We start from the raw sequence: 15,818 nt of genomic DNA, 5'->3' as shown, positions 1-15,818 counted from the left end.
AAGATTAACAGAACTGTGAGCTGGCTCTTATATTCAAATGGAATGGCTTATTCCAGAAAAGCGATTTTTGTTTTTTTAGTATTCAACCTGATGCTTAATAAGGCGATGAAACTCGAGCTGCAAGGTATTAATCATTTGCGATGACCAACGCACGGCACTGTTTTCGGGCAGTGAATGGGGCATCCACACTGACCAGACAAACAACGCCATGCAGAGAAAACGTTCTAACTGGTTGCCTTTTTGTGGAACCAGAATTGGTAGACGGAAACGCCATCGGCACGGCCAGAGTAGGGGAACGCCAGCAGGGGTCAGCATATCAGCAAGGATATGACTCAAATAACCGAGAACCATACCTTGCAGAGCATCAGCTGGAATAAACCAGCTTTCCGGAACTTTCAGATAAAAGGTCGCCAGTAGAGCAAACACCGCCAGCAGACTGTGGGTGAAGCCACGGTGACCAAAAGCGCGGGCAATGGGTTTTGATATCCACTTTAATCGCTGCCCAAGAAACGACTTTGGATGGTCAATATCCGGTAACAGACAAGTTAATATTGCAGAAGGGACAATATGCCACCAGTCACCCTGTGCCAGCACGGGTGTAAGCTCGGCATTTTTAGCAAACACCGCACAAGCAATAGAAAAGAGGAGGTGACCTTCCGCCGTCATGATAAAACTCACTAAACTGTCGATACGTACAGTATAGGGTTTTTATACAGTGCGCGGAAGTGGTGACGGTGTAACTCTTCATCATAATATGATGATAAAATCATCAGTTGAACGTGATTTCAGATAAGCAACCAGGGGCCGTGTCACCACGCCCCTTTTTATTAGCCGAGGAGGTCTTTCGTGGTGAGTTCTGTCAAGGATGAAAGTTTTACATTCGCCAACACAAAACGTGGATCATTTTGCGCTTCTGGTGCTGGAACGACGATGGAGCGCATTCGTGCTGCCTTCGAGGCGATCATGCCATTAACAGAGTCTTCCAGCGCCACGCAGGCGATTGGGTCAACGCCCAGTTTTGCTGCGCAGTCGAGATAAACCTGCGGATGTGGCTTGCTATAAGGCAATTTTTCGGCGGAGGCGAGGGCATCGAAACTGTCACGTAGGTCAAACATGGCCAGCACTTTTTCAAGCATATGCAGCGGTGACGCTGAGGCCAGGCCGACCAATAAGCCCTGCGCTTTACATAAAGCAACGGCTTCACGCACGCCAGGCAGTAATGGACGCGTCTCTTCAACCAGCGAAATGGCACGGGCAATTACCCGATCGACCACTTCCTGACGACTCGGTCCATTCCACGGTTGCCGGGCATACCACAGATCAACCACCATATCGATGCGTAAACCTAAGGTGTCCGGTAGCTCATTACGACGGGAGATGTCCACCCCCAGGCTTGCCATCACATCCAGTTCGGCCCGATCCCATAATGGTTCGGAATCGATAAGTAATCCATCCATATCAAAAATTGCAGCAAGAATCTGTCGTGGGGTTGACATTACAACCTCTCCTTTAGAGCATTATGTGTAAGGTATTAAGCAGTGCTTATGATTAAGCGCCTATCATATCGCCTTTAAAGAATGGGCGAAAACAGATATCTACAGGTAAACTAAGTGAATCGACGCGTCTTAATCAAGGAGAACTCATGACGTATCAACAAGCTGGACGCATTGCTATTTTGAAAAGGATTTTCGGTTGGGTGATTTTTATACCAACACTTGTTTCCACGTTGATTTCCTTGCTGAAGTTTATGAATATCCGGCAAGAAACCCAGGAAGGCATTAATGCGGTAATGCTCGACTTTGCCCATGTCATGATCGATATGATGCAAGCGAATACGCCTTTTTTGAATCTGTTCTGGTATAACTCGCCGACGCCCAATTTTAATGGTGGTGTGAACGTTATGTTCTGGGTGATCTTTATCCTGATTTTTGTCGGTCTGGCGTTGCAAGACTCTGGAGCACGCATGAGTCGTCAGGTGCGCTTCTTGCGCGAAGGCGTTGAAGATCAACTCATTCTGGAGAAGGCTAAAGGGGAAGAGGGGTTAACGCGTGAACAGATCGAGTCGCGCATTGTCGTTCCACGCCATACTATCTTCACGCAGTTTTTTTCACTCTATATCCTGCCGGTCATTTGTATTGCTGCGGGATACGTGTTCTTTTCTCTGCTCGGTTTCATTTAATACAAAGGCCGCGCGGTGCGGCCATTATCATCGACTCCCGTCACGCGGCTAACAATCTATCCAATGATTGTTGAGCAATAACCAGATGTTGACCACCAAACAACCTTGCACGGTTTAGCAAAGTGTAAAGCTGGTAAATCGGTTGGCGTTCGAGGAAATCGGTCGGTAGCGGTGACACTGATTGATAACCATCATAGATTTGCGGAGGCTGTTCGGTATGTAGCGGCAACATCGCCAGATCGCACTCTCTGTCGCCCCAGTAACAAGCAGGGTCGAAAATATACGGACCATTCGGACCTAGCGCACAATTCCCTGACCATAGATCGCCGTGTAACAGTGATGGTTGCGGCTGATGTGAGGCCAGGCGCTGCTGGATATGCTCGACGATGGCGTCGATATTGCCGAAGGCGATCCCTTTTTCTGCTGCCAGCTCCAGTTGCCAACCAATCCGTTGTTCAGCAAAAAACGTTGACCAACGGCGTTGCCAGGTATTGGGTTGAGGGGTAGTAGAAAGGGCGTTATCGAAATCGAGGCCAAATTGTGGCTGGTCGCTCCATTGATGTAGATGCGCAATTTGCTGCCCTAAAATAAAGGCGTTATGTGCATCCAACGGCCGAGGAGGGAGATAATCCATCACTAGAAAACTGTAGTCACGGTCAGCGCCAACTGCCCACACCCGGGGTACGGTGACGGTTTTACTGCGAGACAATAACTCCAGTTGGTCGGCTTCGGCGGTAAAACCGGGAAGCAATTCTCTTTCATCACATTTGACGAAAAAGTCACGTCCTGCATAGCGCAAATGCCATGCGGCATGGACTTCCCCGCCAGGCAGTTCATTACGCAGTTCGATTTCGCCTTCACCTAACTGCTCGCTCAAAAGACGACTGATTACCTGCCACATGATGTCTCTCCCATGCTGTCTGCCAGATCATAAGGTTAGCGCAAGAATAAGGTGTAAAAACACGAGCTAACGCACACCACAGACTGATTATTGCCCAAAAATCTTTATTTGTTGCTATTCCATTCCTCCCAGGTGGTGATCCTTATCTCGGGGTCTTTGCCTGTAGCACTCTGGGCGAGTCCGGCAACGAGTTCTCTTATCTCATCTTCGTTTTGCATACTGATAAGTCCAAAGGTATTCGTCCCGAGTTCATGGATATTCCCATCATCGTCTGTCATGGTCAGTGAAAAGCCATCGCGTGTCAGAAAGTTATTTAACTCATTAATTTCAGTTAATGTATCTTCATGCAACATGACGGTAATGACATAACGGACAAGATCGCCACCAGCCATAATTCACCTCTTTGTTATCACGTGATTTTTTAGCATAGTCGCAGAAACGCATTGCCGACAGGTTTGTGGTGATTCCCCCAACCGAGGGGGGAATGTCTCGATTAGCGGGAAAGGTAAGCGTAAATTTTTTGTGTATCGTCATGGGAGCACAGGCGTGTTCCTTGATTGAGTGTTGCGGCACTACCGGCAGCCACGCCAAAACGAACCATTTCATCAAGCGAGGCATTTTCTGCCAGCTTCAGCGTCATAGCCCCAACCATGCTGTCGCCAGCACCGACTGTACTTTGGCTTTTTAGCGGCGGTGGCACAACCTGAATGCAGTTTTCGCTATCTACCCCCAACGCTCCTTGTGGACCAAGGGAAACGACGACCCGTTTGGCCTTACCACTATTAACAATTTCCTGCGCGGCTTTACGCACATCATCGGGTTGAGTGAGTTCGCGACCTACCAGTGCGCTGAGTTCTTTTTGGTTAGGTTTAACTAACTCGATATTGCCAATCGCCAGTGCTGCGCTTAAGGCTTCGCCGGAACTGTCGACGATGCAGCGTATTCCTTGTTTTTGCGCAGCAGAAATAAGCTGCGTTAACTTTTCCAGTTTCACGCCTGGTGGCAGGCTTCCACTAATAACCAGAATAGCCCCTGACTCGATTTCCAGAACTTGTTCTTCAAGTTGACGAAATTCATCTTCGCTTAAAGCTGCGCCGGGCATGACAAAGCGATACTGCTCACCGCTGGATTCCACATGTACATGCAGATTCTGGCGGGTCCAGTCCTTCGCTTCGACAGTGGCAACAGGGACATTTTCATCGGCCAGCAGAGCGACGAGATGTTCGCCGGTCGCGCCGCCGGCCGGGAATATAGCCGTCGCGCTCCCGCCCAGATGAGCAATAGCGCGAGCGACATTAATACCGCCACCACCTGGTTCAAACACGGGGGCAGTACAGCGCAGTTTTCCTTCGGGGTAAATTTGCGGGGTAATTGTTGCGCTATCGAGAGAGGGCGCAAGTGTCAACGTATAGATACGTACCATCATTTCCTCCTATAGGCTGATTTCAGTCTGGCACTGAATCAGTGGAAAGTGAAGGAATTAACAATATGATTTATTAGATATTTATATAAAATTAATAAGGTAAAGATATATAAATAAATATCTGTTTTCGCAACGCGCTTATTCAAAAAATGAAATAAGAAGTCATTGCTAAGTTTTTCACTCCTTTTTATAATTTGTCACCTTTCCAGGGACGCTACTCTTTGATCCTTAAGAAAGTTTCCGGGACCGCGATGGTCTCTTTTTTTGTTGTACGGACTTTTAATAAATGAAGCTTTTGAAGACAGTTCCTGCCATCGTTATGTTGGCGGGGGGTATGTTTGCGTCTCTGACTGCAACTGCCGATGATTCCGTTTTTACTGTCATGGACGATCCTGCCAGCGCAAAAAAACCTTTCGAAGGTAATCTGAATGCAGGTTACCTTGCACAATCAGGCAACACGAAAAGTTCCTCACTGACGGCTGATACCACTATGACTTGGTATGGGCAGACGACTGCCTGGTCGCTGTGGGGAAATGCCAGCAATACTTCTTCTAATGATGAGCGTTCTTCGGAAAAATATGCAGTTGGTGGGCGTAGCCGTTTTAATTTAACTGATTATGACTATCTGTTTGGTCAGGCAAGTTGGCTGACAGACCGTTATAACGGCTATCGGGAACGAGATGTATTGACTGCGGGTTATGGTCGCCAGTTTTTAAATGGCCCGGTACACAGCTTCCGCTTTGAATTCGGTCCTGGCGTGCGTTACGACAAATATACCGATAATGCCAGTGAAACGCAGCCGCTGGGGTATGCCTCCGGAGCCTATGCGTGGCAGTTGACCGACAACGCTAAATTTACCCAGGGTGTATCGGTTTTTGGTGCTGAAGACACTACGCTGAACTCGGAAAGTGCATTAAATGTTGCCATCAATGAACATTTTGGTCTGAAGGTGGCCTACAACGTTACATGGAACTCTGAACCGCCTGAGTCTGCGCCGGAACATACCGATCGCCGCACCACGTTATCGCTGGGCTACAGGATGTAATAATGTGCCGGGCCGTGTTCTGCGGTCTGGCTGCATTGTTTGTTGATAGCGCCTCACCGTTCAGCCCCAAATCATCGCTGCCCAGCGCAGCAACAGCATCGCGCCGCAAATAGACAGCAGGACGACCACCATCTTCCAGTGTTTTTTGTTGAAACGTTTTGTCGGCATGCGTTTTTCCAGGGGATTTCCAGTCTTCAATAATCGAGTGTAACAAAAGGGTCAGGTGTTGCCTGTATTGATTTATATCATATCAAACATGATGATTGTCGCTTTGCCCGATAACAATTACCGTGTAAACTGCCAAGCGGTATTATCAGAAAGTGGGTGTAGGTCTGGCATCGCCAATCAGCATGCTGTGACATATTTCGCAGAGTGAAGCGGGAATCAGCCCAAACCTTTTTGATAAATTTCATATGAATCTTTGTATGTGATCTTTCGTGTGGGTCACCACTGCAAATAAGGATATAACATGCCTGTTATTACTCTTCCTGATGGCAGCCAACGCCATTACGACCACGCTGTAAGCCCCATGGATGTTGCGCTGGACATTGGTCCAGGTCTGGCGAAAGCCTGTATCGCAGGGCGCGTTAATGGCGAACTGGTAGATGCGTGCGATTTGATTGAAAACGACGCTAAACTGGCGATCATTACCGCTAAAGACGAAGAAGGTCTGGAGATCATTCGTCACTCCTGCGCGCACCTGTTAGGGCACGCAATTAAACAACTTTGGCCGCATACCAAAATGGCAATCGGCCCGGTTATTGACAACGGTTTCTATTACGACGTTGATCTTGACCGCACGTTAACCCAGGAAGATGTCGAAGCACTCGAGAAGCGGATGCATGAGCTTGCTGAGAAAAACTACGACGTCATTAAGAAGAAAGTCAGCTGGCACGAAGCGCGTGAAACGTTCGTTAAACGCGGCGAGAGCTATAAAGTCTCCATCCTGGACGAAAACATCGCCCATGATGACCAGCCTGGCCTCTATTTCCACGAAGAATATGTCGATATGTGCCGCGGTCCGCACGTACCGAATATGCGTTTCTGCCACCATTTCAAACTGATGAAAACGGCAGGGGCCTACTGGCGCGGCGACAGCAACAACAAAATGTTGCAACGTATTTATGGTACTGCGTGGGCAGATAAAAAAGCCCTCAACGCGTATCTGCAGCGTCTGGAAGAAGCCGCTAAACGCGACCACCGTAAAATCGGTAAACAGCTCGACCTGTACCATATGCAGGAAGAAGCGCCGGGTATGGTGTTCTGGCACAATGACGGCTGGACCATCTTCCGTGAACTGGAAGTGTTCGTTCGCTCTAAACTGAAAGAGTACCAGTATCAGGAAGTTAAAGGTCCGTTTATGATGGACCGCGTCCTGTGGGAAAAAACCGGTCACTGGGAAAACTATAAAGATGCAATGTTCACCACCTCTTCTGAGAACCGTGAATACTGCATTAAGCCGATGAACTGTCCGGGTCACGTACAAATCTTTAACCAGGGGCTGAAGTCGTATCGCGATCTGCCGCTGCGTATGGCCGAGTTCGGTAGCTGCCACCGTAACGAGCCGTCAGGATCCCTGCACGGCCTGATGCGCGTGCGTGGTTTTACCCAGGATGACGCGCATATCTTCTGTACTGAAGAACAAATTCGCGATGAAGTTAACGGATGTATCCGTTTAGTCTATGATATGTACAGCACTTTTGGCTTCGAGAAGATCGTGGTCAAGCTTTCCACTCGTCCTGAAAAACGTATTGGCAGTGACGAAATGTGGGATCGTGCTGAGGCGGACCTGGCAGTTGCGCTGGAAGAAAACAACATCCCGTTTGAGTATCAACTGGGTGAAGGCGCGTTCTACGGTCCGAAAATTGAATTTACCCTGTATGACTGCCTCGATCGTGCATGGCAGTGCGGTACAGTACAGCTGGACTTCTCCTTACCGTCTCGTCTGAGCGCTTCCTATGTAGGCGAAGACAACGAGCGTAAGGTTCCGGTAATGATTCACCGTGCAATTCTTGGGTCGATGGAACGTTTCATCGGTATCCTGACCGAAGAGTTCGCTGGTTTCTTCCCGACCTGGCTTGCGCCGGTTCAGGTTGTTATCATGAACATTACGGATTCACAGTCTGAATACGTTAACGAATTGACGCAAAAACTATCAAATGCGGGCATTCGTGTTAAAGCAGACTTGAGAAATGAGAAGATTGGCTTTAAAATCCGCGAGCACACTTTGCGTCGCGTCCCATATATGCTGGTCTGTGGTGATAAAGAGGTGGAATCTGGCAAAGTTGCCGTTCGCACCCGCCGTGGTAAAGACCTGGGAAGCATGGACGTAAATGAAGTGATCGAGAAGCTGCAACAAGAGATTCGCAGCCGCAGTCTTAAACAATTGGAGGAATAAGGTATTAAAGGCGGAAAACGAGTTCAAACGGCGCGTCCTAACCGTATCAATGGCGAAATTCGCGCCCAGGAAGTTCGCTTAACAGGTTTGGAAGGCGAGCAGCTTGGTATTGTGAGTCTGAGAGAAGCTCTGGAGAAAGCTGAAGAAGCCGGAGTAGACTTAGTCGAGATCAGCCCTAACGCCGAGCCGCCGGTTTGTCGTATAATGGATTACGGCAAATTCCTCTATGAAAAGAGCAAGTCTTCTAAGGAACAGAAGAAAAAGCAAAAAGTTATCCAGGTTAAGGAAATTAAATTCCGTCCTGGTACAGATGAAGGCGACTATCAGGTAAAACTCCGCAGCCTGATTCGCTTTCTCGAAGAGGGTGATAAAGCCAAAATCACGCTGCGTTTCCGCGGTCGTGAGATGGCGCACCAGCAAATCGGTATGGAAGTGCTTAATCGCGTGAAAGACGATTTGCAAGAACTGGCAGTGGTCGAATCCTTCCCAACGAAGATCGAAGGCCGCCAGATGATCATGGTGCTCGCTCCTAAGAAGAAACAGTAAGGCCATCAAGTAATCATTCCTGTGGGCCTCGGCTCACAGGGTGATTCGCCTTTGTTTCTGTTTATCAACAATGCGAAGTGGAAGTTATTAAAATGCCAAAAATTAAGACCGTACGCGGTGCTGCTAAGCGCTTCAAAAAAACCGGTAAAGGTGGTTTTAAGCACAAGCACGCTAACCTGCGTCACATTCTGACCAAAAAAGCGACCAAACGTAAACGTCACCTGCGTCCGAAAGCCATGGTTTCCAAAGGCGATCTGGGCTTGGTAATCGCGTGCCTGCCGTACGCATAAGCCGTTAACGTTTTTTAACTTTTTAATTAGAATATAGATACAGGAGAGCACATATGGCTCGCGTAAAACGTGGTGTTATTGCACGCGCACGTCACAAGAAAATTTTGAAACAAGCTAAAGGCTACTACGGTGCGCGTTCTCGCGTATACCGCGTTGCCTTCCAGGCTGTTATCAAAGCTGGTCAGTATGCTTACCGTGACCGTCGTCAACGTAAGCGTCAGTTCCGTCAACTGTGGATTGCGCGTATCAACGCAGCAGCACGTCAGAACGGTATTTCTTACAGCAAATTCATCAATGGCCTGAAAAAAGCCTCTGTTGAAATCGACCGTAAGATCCTTGCTGATATCGCAGTATTCGACAAAGTAGCGTTCACCGCTCTGGTTGAAAAAGCGAAAGCAGCTCTGGCATAAGCCAGTTGAAAGAGGGAGCTAGTCTCCCTCTTTTCGTTTCAACGCCATCAAAACATTGACTTTTATCGCTGTAGCCTTTTCAATAAAGGTCTTTTGAAAAGTACCAAAAGGTAACGCAAGCAATGAATGCTGCTATTTTCCGCTTCTTTTTTTACTTTAGCACCTGACTCCAGGAGGCTAGCGCGTGAGAAGAGAAACGGAAAACAGCGCCTGAAAGCCTCCCAGTGGAGGCTTTTTTTGTATGCGCGTTTTGAAAAATAAAAAGCCTGTCTCATCAGGCGTAATTGTCGCAGCCAGTCTGGACACGGCCAGCGCGGAGAAACCGGAGCGTACTTAAGTACGTGAGGATTTCGAGCACTGCCCGGGACCAAAATGGCAAGTAAAATAGCCTGATGGGATAGGCTCTAAGTCCAACGAACCAGTGTCACCACTGACACAATGAGGAAAACCATGTCACATCTCGCAGAACTGGTTGCCAGTGCGAAGGCGGCCATTAGCCAGGCGTCAGATGTTGCCGCGTTAGACAATGTGCGCGTCGAATATTTGGGTAAAAAAGGGCACTTAACCCTTCAGATGACGACCCTGCGTGAGCTGCCGCCAGAAGAGCGTCCGGCAGCTGGTGCGGTTATCAACGAAGCGAAAGAGCAAGTTCAGCAGGCGCTGAATGCGCGTAAAGCTGAACTGGAAAGCGCAGCGCTGAATGCGCGTCTGGCTGCGGAAACTATCGATGTTTCCCTCCCTGGTCGTCGTATCGAAAACGGTGGCCTGCACCCGGTTACCCGCACTATCGACCGTATCGAAAGTTTCTTCGGTGAGCTTGGCTTTACCGTGGCAACCGGGCCGGAAATCGAAGACGATTATCATAACTTCGATGCTCTGAACATTCCTGGTCACCACCCGGCGCGCGCTGACCACGACACTTTCTGGTTTGACGCTACCCGCCTGCTGCGTACCCAGACCTCTGGCGTACAGATCCGCACCATGAAAGCCCAGCAGCCGCCGATTCGTATTATCGCGCCTGGCCGCGTTTACCGTAACGACTACGACCAGACTCACACGCCGATGTTCCATCAGATGGAAGGTCTGATTGTTGATACCAACATCAGCTTTACCAACCTGAAAGGCACGCTGCACGACTTCCTGCGTAACTTCTTTGAAGAAGATTTGCAGATTCGCTTCCGTCCTTCCTACTTCCCGTTCACCGAACCTTCTGCAGAAGTGGACGTCATGGGTAAAAACGGTAAATGGCTGGAAGTACTGGGCTGCGGGATGGTGCATCCGAACGTGCTGCGTAATGTTGGCATCGATCCGGAAGTTTACTCCGGTTTCGCCTTCGGTATGGGGATGGAGCGTCTGACCATGTTGCGTTACGGCGTCACCGACCTGCGTTCATTCTTCGAAAACGATCTGCGTTTCCTCAAACAGTTTAAATAAGGCAGGAATAGATTATGAAATTCAGTGAACTGTGGTTACGCGAATGGGTGAACCCGGCGATCGATAGTGATGCGCTGGCGAATCAAATCACGATGGCGGGCCTGGAAGTTGACGGTGTAGAACCGGTTGCCGGTAGCTTCCACGGCGTGGTCGTTGGTGAAGTGGTTGAATGTGCGCAGCATCCGAATGCTGACAAACTGCGAGTGACCAAAGTCAATGTCGGTGGCGATCGCCTGCTGGACATCGTCTGCGGCGCGCCAAACTGTCGTCAGGGCCTGCGTGTGGCGGTAGCAACTATTGGTGCTGTACTGCCGGGCGATTTCAAAATTAAAGCCGCGAAACTGCGCGGTGAACCGTCTGAAGGGATGCTGTGCTCCTTCTCTGAGCTGGGTATTTCTGACGATCATAACGGTATTATCGAACTGCCTGCGGATGCGCCAATTGGCACCGACATCCGTGAATACCTGAAACTTGATGACAACACCATCGAAATCAGTGTGACGCCAAACCGTGCCGACTGCTTAGGCATTATCGGCGTAGCGCGTGATGTTGCCGTGCTGAACCAGCTTCCGCTGGTTGAACCGGAAATTGTCCCGGTTGGTGCAACCATCGATGACACGCTGCCGATTGCGGTAGAATCGCCGGAAGCCTGCCCGCGTTATCTTGGCCGCGTAGTAAAAGGCATTAACGTTAAAGCGCCAACTCCGCTGTGGATGAAAGAAAAACTGCGTCGTTGCGGGATTCGTTCTATCGATGCAGTGGTTGACGTCACCAACTACGTGCTGCTCGAACTGGGTCAGCCGATGCACGCTTTCGACAAAGATCGCATTGAAGGCGGCATTGTGGTGCGGATGGCGAAAGAGGGCGAAACGCTGGTACTGCTCGACGGTACCGAAGCGAAGCTGAACGCTGACACCCTGGTCATCGCCGACCACAACAAGGCGCTGGCGATGGGCGGTATCTTCGGTGGCGAACACTCTGGAGTGAATGACGAAACGCAAAACGTCCTGCTGGAATGCGCGTTCTTCAGCCCGCTGTCTATCACCGGTCGTGCTCGTCGTCATGGCCTGCATACTGATGCTTCTCACCGTTATGAGCGTGGTGTTGATCCGGCACTGCAGCACAAAGCAATGGAACGTGCGACCCGTCTGCTGATCGATATCTGCGGCGGTGAAGCTGGCCCGGTTATCGATATCACTAACGAAGCAACGTTGCCGAAGCGTGCGACCATCACTCTGCGTCGTAGCAAATTGGATCGTCTGATCGGCCATCATATTGCCGATGCACAGGTGACTGACATTCTGCGTCGTCTCGGCTGTGAAGTGACCGAAGGCAAGGACGAGTGGCAGGCTGTTGCACCGAGCTGGCGTTTCGACATGGAGATTGAAGAAGATCTGGTCGAAGAAGTGGCGCGTGTTTACGGCTACAACAACATCCCGGATGAACCGGTGCAGGCGAGCCTGATTATGGGGACTCACCGTGAAGCCGATTTGTCACTCAAGCGCGTGAAAACGCTGCTCAACGACAAAGGCTATCAGGAAGTGATCACCTATAGCTTCGTTGATCCGAAAGTGCAGCAGATGATCCACCCGGGCGTTGAAGCCTTACTGCTGCCAAGCCCGATTTCCGTTGAAATGTCGGCAATGCGTCTTTCTCTGTGGACCGGTCTGCTGGCAACTGTAGTGTACAACCAGAACCGTCAGCAAAACCGTGTGCGCATTTTTGAAAGCGGTCTGCGCTTCGAGCCAGATACGCAGGCGCCATTGGGCATTCGTCAGGATCTGATGTTAGCCGGTGTGATTTGCGGTAACCGTTACGAAGAGCACTGGAACCTGGCAAAAGAGACTGTTGATTTCTATGATTTGAAAGGCGATCTTGAATCCGTTCTCGACCTGACCGGTAAACTGGCTGATGTTGAGTTCCGTGCAGAAGCGAATCCGGCACTGCATCCGGGACAATCCGCAGCGATTTATCTGAAAGGTGAACGTATTGGTTTTGTTGGGGTTGTTCATCCTGAACTGGAACGTAAACTGGATCTTAACGGTCGCACTCTGGTGTTTGAACTGGAGTGGAACAAGCTCGCAGACCGTGTGGTGCCTCAAGCGCGCGAGATTTCGCGCTTCCCGGCGAACCGTCGTGACATCGCGGTTGTGGTTGCAGAAAACGTTCCCGCAGCGGATATTTTATCCGAATGTAAGAAAGTTGGCGTAAATCAGGTAGTTGGCGTAAACTTGTTTGACGTGTACCGCGGTAAGGGTGTTGCGGAGGGGTATAAGAGCCTCGCCATAAGCCTGATCCTGCAAGATACCAGCCGTACACTCGAAGAAGAGGAGATTGCCGCTACCGTCGCCAAATGTGTAGAGGCATTAAAAGAGCGATTCCAGGCATCATTGAGGGATTGAACCTATGGCGCTTACAAAAGCTGAAATGTCAGAATATCTGTTTGATAAGCTTGGGCTTAGCAAGCGGGATGCCAAAGAACTGGTTGAACTGTTTTTCGAAGAGATCCGTCGCGCTCTGGAAAACGGCGAGCAGGTGAAACTCTCTGGTTTTGGTAACTTCGATCTGCGTGATAAGAATCAACGCCCGGGACGTAACCCGAAAACGGGCGAGGATATTCCCATTACAGCACGGCGCGTGGTGACCTTCAGACCCGGGCAGAAGTTAAAAAGCCGGGTCGAAAACGCCACACCCAAAGACGAGTAATCTGATCTAACTAAAAAGGCCGCTCTGCGGCCTTTTTTCTTTTCACTGTCGAAGAGTCACCGTAAAATCAACGGAATGACACTTCAGCAGAACGGATACCATGCTGACACTTGCCCGCCAACAACAGCGACAAAATATTCGCTGGTTATTATGCCTGTCAGTTTTGATGCTGCTGGCGCTTCTCTTAAGCCTTTGCGCTGGTGAACAATGGATTTCACCTGCCGACTGGTTCACTCCTCGTGGCGAACTGTTCGTCTGGCAAATTCGCCTGCCACGTACCTTGGCTGTATTGCTGGTTGGCGCGGCGCTGGCGTTATCAGGCGCGGTCATGCAGGCGCTGTTTGAAAACCCTCTTGCGGAGCCGGGGCTGCTTGGCGTCTCTAACGGCGCTGGAGTGGGGCTTATCGCCGCTGTATTGCTCGGACAAGGGCAGTTACCGAACTGGGCGCTGGGGCTGTGTGCGATTGCTGGCGCGCTTATTATCACCTTAATTCTCTTGCGTTTTGCCCGCCGTCATCTTTCAACCAGCCGATTACTGCTGGCTGGTGTTGCGCTGGGTATCATCTGTAGCGCGTTAATGACGTGGGCCATCTACTTTTCCACGTCTGTTGATTTACGCCAACTGATGTACTGGATGATGGGCGGCTTTGGGGGTGTAGACTGGCGGCAAAGTTGGCTGATGGTGGCCTTGATTCCGGTGTTGTTGTGGATTTGCTGTCAGTCCCGCCCAATGAATATGTTAGCTCTGGGTGAAATTTCGGCGCGACAACTGGGGTTACCACTGTGGCTCTGGCGCAATGTGCTGGTCGCGGCTACCGGTTGGATGGTCGGTGTCAGTGTGGCGTTGGCTGGCGCTATTGGGTTTATTGGCCTGGTTATCCCGCATATTCTGCGGCTGTGCGGATTAACCGATCACCGGGTATTACTTCCCGGCTGCGCGCTGGCAGGTGCTACTGCGTTGCTGCTTGCCGATATTGTTGCTCGACTGGCGCTGGCTTCCGCAGAGTTACCGATTGGTGTGGTCACCGCCACCCTGGGGGCGCCGGTGTTTATCTGGTTATTGTTAAAAGCAGGACGTTAGCCGCATAAAGACGGTCTATGATTAAAAGCTAAGATTTTTTACTGACCTTTTCCAGGAGACACGATGCAAGATCCCATTCTGACCACCGTAGTGAAGACGATTGACGGGGAAGTGACCACGCTGGAGAAATATGCCGGTAATGTGCTGCTGATTGTCAATGTCGCTTCAAAGTGTGGCTTAACGCCGCAATATGAACAGTTGGAGAACATCCAGAAAGCCTGGGCCGATCGTGGTTTCGTCGTGCTGGGATTTCCGTGCAACCAGTTCCTTGAACAAGAACCAGGTAGTGATGAAGAAATTAAAACTTATTGCACCACCACCTGGGGCGTGACGTTCCCAATGTTCAGTAAAATTGAGGTCAATGGCGAAGGTCGTCATCCGCTATATCAAAAATTGATTGCCGCAGCGCCGACGGCGGTGGCACCGGAAGAGAGCGGTTTCTACGCGCGAATGGCCAGCAAAGGCCGTGCGCCACTGTACCCTGATGATATTTTGTGGAATTTTGAAAAGTTTCTGGTGGGTAGAGACGGAAAGGTCATCCAGCGTTTTTCCCCGGATATGACGCCGGAAGATCCTATTGTAATGGAAAGCATTAAACTGGCGTTGGCAAAATAATGTCTATTGTGATGCAGTTACAGGATGTAGCGGAATCAACCCGCCTGGGGCCGCTTTCTGGCGAGGTCCGGGCAGGGGAGATCCTGCATCTGGTGGGTCCGAACGGCGCGGGCAAGAGCACCTTGCTGGCGCGAATGGCGGGGATGACCAGTGGTCAGGGAAGCATTCAGTTTGCAGGTAAACCACTGGATACCTGGCCCGCAACAAAACTCGCCCTGCATCGCGCCTATCTTGCACAACAACAGACACCGCCGTTTGCTATGCCGGTCTGGCATTACCTGACCATGCACCAGCACGATAAAACGCGAACCGATCTGCTAAATGATGTCGCAGGGGCGTTGGCCCTTGATGACAAACTCGGTCGAAGCACCAATCAACTATCCGGTGGTGAATGGCAACGTGTCCGTCTTGCTGCTGTGGTGCTACAAATCACGCCGCAAGCGAATCCGGCAGGTCAATTGCTTCTCCTTGATGAACCCATGAACAGCCTTGATGTTGCCCAGCAAAGCGCGTTAGATAAAATTTTGAGCGCGCTCTGTCAGCAAGGCGTGGCGATTGTGATGAGCAGTCACGATCTTAACCACACATTGCGTCACGCGCATCGGGCGTGGTTACTTAAACAAGGAAAACTGCTTGCCAGTGGGCGGAGAGATGAAGTACTAACGCCGCCGAATCTGGCCCAGGCTTATGGCATGAGCTTCCGTCGTCTGGACATTGAAGGTCACCGAATGCTGATTTCGACCACCTGATTTCATTAGCATCTTGAAAAACGGGTAATTTCGACGCTAAA

19 protein-coding genes and 1 other annotated feature are annotated in these 15,818 nt (G+C 50.3%); of the genes, 13 read left to right on the top strand and 6 right to left on the bottom strand.

The window, feature by feature from the left end; genetic code table 11:
- Positions 1-75: 75 nt before the first annotated feature.
- Positions 76-666 carry a metal-dependent hydrolase gene (locus tag D9734_RS14200; protein ID WP_130208298.1) on the bottom strand — a complete coding sequence of 197 codons (591 nt, stop codon included), beginning with the start codon at positions 664-666 and terminating at the stop codon, positions 76-78.
- Between the two features lie 161 nt (positions 667-827).
- Positions 828-1,496 (bottom strand): hexitol phosphatase HxpB, encoded by a 669-nt coding sequence (hxpB, locus tag D9734_RS14195; protein ID WP_130208296.1) that lies wholly within the window; start codon positions 1,494-1,496, stop codon positions 828-830.
- A 146-nt stretch (positions 1,497-1,642) separates the two neighbouring features.
- On the opposite strand from hxpB, the gene D9734_RS14190 reads away from it, so the two are divergent.
- Complete coding sequence (locus D9734_RS14190) at positions 1,643-2,179, top strand: YniB family protein (RefSeq protein WP_130208294.1); 537 nt, start codon at positions 1,643-1,645, stop codon at positions 2,177-2,179.
- A 40-nt stretch (positions 2,180-2,219) separates the two neighbouring features.
- Here D9734_RS14190 and D9734_RS14185 read toward each other — a convergent pair whose 3' ends face one another.
- From D9734_RS14185 to pfkB, 3 genes are all read right to left on the bottom strand, one after another.
- The gene (locus D9734_RS14185; RefSeq protein WP_130208292.1) at positions 2,220-3,080 is read right to left on the bottom strand and encodes a fructosamine kinase family protein; all 861 of its coding nucleotides are present in this window, start codon (positions 3,078-3,080) and stop codon (positions 2,220-2,222) included.
- 104 nt (positions 3,081-3,184) lie between these two features.
- Positions 3,185-3,472 (bottom strand): type V toxin-antitoxin system endoribonuclease antitoxin GhoS, encoded by a 288-nt coding sequence (gene ghoS / locus D9734_RS14180; RefSeq protein ID WP_130208290.1) that lies wholly within the window; start codon positions 3,470-3,472, stop codon positions 3,185-3,187.
- Positions 3,473-3,573: 101 nt separating this feature from the next.
- Positions 3,574-4,503, bottom strand: coding sequence for a 6-phosphofructokinase II (gene pfkB, locus D9734_RS14175; protein ID WP_130208719.1), 930 nt, complete (start codon positions 4,501-4,503; stop codon positions 3,574-3,576).
- Between the two features lie 286 nt (positions 4,504-4,789).
- Between pfkB and D9734_RS14170 the strand changes: the two genes are divergently transcribed.
- Positions 4,790-5,548, top strand: coding sequence for a YdiY family protein (locus tag D9734_RS14170; protein ID WP_130208288.1), 759 nt, complete (start codon positions 4,790-4,792; stop codon positions 5,546-5,548).
- Positions 5,549-5,608: 60 nt separating this feature from the next.
- On the opposite strand, the gene yniD is transcribed toward D9734_RS14170, so the two are convergent.
- Positions 5,609-5,716 (bottom strand): small membrane protein YniD, encoded by a 108-nt coding sequence (yniD, locus tag D9734_RS14165; RefSeq protein ID WP_064529152.1) that lies wholly within the window; start codon positions 5,714-5,716, stop codon positions 5,609-5,611.
- A 301-nt stretch (positions 5,717-6,017) separates the two neighbouring features.
- On the opposite strand from yniD, the gene thrS reads away from it, so the two are divergent.
- The 11 genes from thrS to btuD all read left to right on the top strand — a co-directional run bounded on the left by thrS (position 6,018) and on the right by btuD (position 15,777).
- On the top strand, positions 6,018-7,946 hold the full coding sequence (thrS, locus tag D9734_RS14160) for a threonine--tRNA ligase (protein ID WP_130208286.1): 1,929 nt from the start codon (positions 6,018-6,020) through the stop codon (positions 7,944-7,946).
- A 3-nt stretch (positions 7,947-7,949) separates the two neighbouring features.
- Positions 7,950-8,492, top strand: coding sequence for a translation initiation factor IF-3 (infC, locus tag D9734_RS14155; RefSeq protein WP_001700733.1), 543 nt, complete (start codon positions 7,950-7,952; stop codon positions 8,490-8,492).
- Between the two features lie 92 nt (positions 8,493-8,584).
- Positions 8,585-8,782, top strand: coding sequence for a 50S ribosomal protein L35 (gene rpmI, locus D9734_RS14150; protein WP_001124225.1), 198 nt, complete (start codon positions 8,585-8,587; stop codon positions 8,780-8,782).
- A gap of 53 nt (positions 8,783-8,835) precedes the next feature.
- Positions 8,836-9,192, top strand: a complete 357-nt coding sequence (gene rplT / locus D9734_RS14145; protein ID WP_000124850.1) for a 50S ribosomal protein L20 — start codon at positions 8,836-8,838, stop codon at positions 9,190-9,192.
- Between the two features lie 116 nt (positions 9,193-9,308).
- Positions 9,309-9,433 (top strand) — a sequence feature (Phe leader region).
- A complete protein-coding gene (pheM, locus tag D9734_RS14140; RefSeq protein WP_001386830.1) occupies positions 9,315-9,359 on the top strand; it encodes a pheST operon leader peptide PheM in 45 nt (14 codons plus the stop codon). It overlaps the preceding feature by 45 nt.
- 209 nt (positions 9,434-9,642) lie before the next feature.
- Entirely contained in the window at positions 9,643-10,626 is a 984-nt protein-coding gene (gene pheS / locus D9734_RS14135) for a phenylalanine--tRNA ligase subunit alpha (RefSeq protein WP_000018588.1), read from the top strand.
- Between the two features lie 14 nt (positions 10,627-10,640).
- Positions 10,641-13,028 (top strand): phenylalanine--tRNA ligase subunit beta, encoded by a 2,388-nt coding sequence (pheT, locus tag D9734_RS14130; protein ID WP_130208284.1) that lies wholly within the window; start codon positions 10,641-10,643, stop codon positions 13,026-13,028.
- Positions 13,029-13,032: 4 nt separating this feature from the next.
- Entirely contained in the window at positions 13,033-13,332 is a 300-nt protein-coding gene (gene ihfA, locus D9734_RS14125; protein WP_002440155.1) for an integration host factor subunit alpha, read from the top strand.
- Positions 13,333-13,432: 100 nt separating this feature from the next.
- Positions 13,433-14,413 (top strand): vitamin B12 ABC transporter permease BtuC, encoded by a 981-nt coding sequence (btuC, locus tag D9734_RS14120; RefSeq protein WP_130208282.1) that lies wholly within the window; start codon positions 13,433-13,435, stop codon positions 14,411-14,413.
- A gap of 63 nt (positions 14,414-14,476) precedes the next feature.
- Entirely contained in the window at positions 14,477-15,028 is a 552-nt protein-coding gene (btuE, locus tag D9734_RS14115; protein WP_130208280.1) for a bifunctional thioredoxin/glutathione peroxidase, read from the top strand.
- Entirely contained in the window at positions 15,028-15,777 is a 750-nt protein-coding gene (btuD, locus tag D9734_RS14110) for a vitamin B12 ABC transporter ATP-binding protein BtuD (protein WP_130208278.1), read from the top strand. Before btuE ends, btuD begins: the two co-directional genes overlap by 1 nt.
- Positions 15,778-15,818 lie beyond the last annotated feature (41 nt).

Origin of the sequence: Escherichia sp. E14S1, from assembly GCF_004211995.1 — a bacterium.
In the GTDB taxonomy this organism is placed as follows: domain Bacteria; phylum Pseudomonadota; class Gammaproteobacteria; order Enterobacterales; family Enterobacteriaceae; genus Escherichia.
This window is presented reverse-complemented; position numbering and strand designations above follow the sequence as displayed.